Raw genomic sequence first — 611 nt, forward strand, 5'->3', positions numbered from 1 at the left:
CTTATATGTTTACTCTTGATTGGTCCTGGGAATCAAAATCTACTTTAAATACAAACTTTAGTGAGACACCAGAACATAAATGTGCTCATTTCTTTAAAATGGATAATGGAAACTTCTATGCATATCCAAATAATAAGATTTTATGGTACGATGATGCTTGGATAAGCAATAGAATCACCAAAAATCCTGGGTATGAAATCGATTTAACCGAATATTCTGTTGAAAACCTTCGAAAAATCGAAACATCTGACGATTTTATGTATGAAATCAAAGAAATTCGGGATAGCAACCCCGTAAAAAGTTCTGATTTAACCAATCAGGAGCAAATCAATGACCAAAAAGGTGGATAAGGACTCAAATTATATGAAAGACCAATGGGGAACATCATATCTCTCTAGTGAGTATGGTTGGGAAGAGAAGATTAAAAAGCAAAAGATGCTTCGTGAAATCTCAAATGATGATCTCACACCCAAAAAACACGATTTTGTAATTCAAAAAGAACTTCACGAAAAAATTCGAAATGATGATGATTATGATGATTGGGAGTATGGAACCGAACCCATTCCATTAACCGAATTTTAGTGAATAAATAATATAGATTCATAATATTC

At 32.6% G+C, this 611-nt stretch carries 2 protein-coding genes; both read left to right on the plus strand.

The window, feature by feature from the left end:
• Positions 1-350: hypothetical protein (locus C7K08_RS15395; RefSeq protein WP_206603905.1), on the plus strand; the 350-nt coding region annotated here is incomplete at its 5' end.
• Positions 331-582: a hypothetical protein gene (locus tag C7K08_RS15925; protein WP_133165357.1), complete on the plus strand. Its 252-nt coding sequence runs from the start codon at positions 331-333 to the stop codon at positions 580-582. The genes C7K08_RS15395 and C7K08_RS15925, both read left to right, overlap by 20 nt.
• The last annotated feature ends 29 nt before the right edge of the window (positions 583-611 follow it).

This window comes from Synechococcus lacustris str. Tous, from assembly GCF_003011125.1.
In the GTDB taxonomy this organism is placed as follows: Bacteria; Cyanobacteriota; Cyanobacteriia; order PCC-6307; family Cyanobiaceae; genus Synechococcus_D; species Synechococcus_D lacustris.

Bases quoted from the DNA above. Each gene is read 5' to 3' on its own strand.
- C7K08_RS15925 (WP_133165357.1), top strand. From the start codon at position 331: ATGACCAAAAAGGTGGATAAGGACTCAAATTATATGAAAGACCAATGG.